This window comes from Streptomyces sp. ADMS (assembly GCF_033441795.1).
In the GTDB taxonomy this organism is placed as follows: domain Bacteria; phylum Actinomycetota; class Actinomycetes; order Streptomycetales; family Streptomycetaceae; genus Streptomyces.
Map to the genome: position 1 here is coordinate 1 of NZ_JAVFVX010000320.1, position 1,137 is coordinate 1,137.

The window sequence follows — 1,137 nt, forward strand, 5'->3', positions numbered from 1 at the left end:
CGCCCTGGCCTCGGCCCTGACCAAGGTCACCGGCGACATCGCCCGCATCCCCACCCAGGACCTGCGCACCGCTCAGGCGTTCAACGCGTTCTTCTTCACCCCCGCCCTCGGGCCCGGCACCACGGTGGCCAACCTGTTCTCCACCCACCCCAGCCTGGAGCGGCGTCTGGAGGCGCTCGCGGAGATCTCCGCAGAACTGGGCGAGACGACATGACCACCGGCCACTGCCGCACCGGTCACCCGGACCGGCGGGCGGTGCCCGAACCGGGAACGACAGGGAGGAGCTGAACAGCTGTGGGTTTCCTCGATGCCCTGTTGGGACGGAGCAAGCCGGTCAAGCCCGACCTCGACCAGCTCTTCGGCCTGCCCTCCGCGGCGATCACTCTCCAGGCGGCCATCGGCTTCACCCCGACCGGAGCGGGCTCGGTCTGCTTCGCCAGCATCGAAGGCGGCGCCTTCGCCCAAGTCCAGCAGGACGTGCGGGCCCTGCTGGACGCCGACTCCGAACGCAGCGGTACGCCCGTGGAGTTCAGCCGCGACGACTACGGCTACTCATGGCTGCTCTCCCGCCGCGACCCCGACAACCTTCCCGCACTCGTCAACGACCTGCACGCGGTCAACACCGGCCTGCAGGACAGCGGCTTCGGGCCCCAACTGCTCTGCTCCCTCGTCGCCTTCCGTGACGCCGAGCTCCGCCCCCTCGCCCTGGTCTACCTCTACAAACGCGGCACCTTCTACCCCTTCGCACCTCAGCCCGGCGAGAAGCGCGACAACCCACTTGAACTCCAGGTCAAGACCATCGTCAAGGACGACCTGCGCATCGAACAGGACCTGACTCGCTGGTTCCCCCTCTGGGGCGCCCCCGGCCTGTGACTCACACGTTTCGAGACACGGCAAGGCGGCGCTCCTCCACGGCGGCCCGGTGGCCTGCCACTCGCACCTGAATCTCCATGACGCCCAAGGACGCCGCGTCTCTCCCTCGCGCCCCGGAGGACAGTGGCCGGACGGCACGCGAGCAACGCGTGCCGTCCGGCCATAAGGTCATGCCTGGTATGCGACGTTTGTCATCATCCCGGCCTCGCCGTGGTAGGCGTTGTGGCAGTGGAGCATCCACTGGCCGGGGTTGTCGGCGTCGAA

At 68.7% G+C, this 1,137-nt stretch carries 2 protein-coding genes and 1 pseudogene; 2 read left to right on the forward strand and 1 reads right to left on the reverse strand.

The window, feature by feature from the left end; translation table 11 throughout:
- Together RB628_RS40715 and pspAB are read left to right on the forward strand one after the other, a co-directional pair.
- Positions 1-214: pseudogene (locus tag RB628_RS40715) on the forward strand (zinc metalloprotease HtpX); the annotation flags it as partial.
- Positions 215-294: 80 nt separating this feature from the next.
- Complete coding sequence (gene pspAB, locus RB628_RS40720) at positions 295-873, forward strand: PspA-associated protein PspAB (RefSeq protein ID WP_318325683.1); 579 nt, start codon at positions 295-297, stop codon at positions 871-873.
- Between the two features lie 168 nt (positions 874-1,041).
- Here pspAB and RB628_RS40725 read toward each other — a convergent pair.
- Positions 1,042-1,137, reverse strand: a 96-nt coding sequence (locus RB628_RS40725) for a multicopper oxidase domain-containing protein (RefSeq protein WP_318325684.1), incomplete at its 5' end; no start/stop codon positions are given.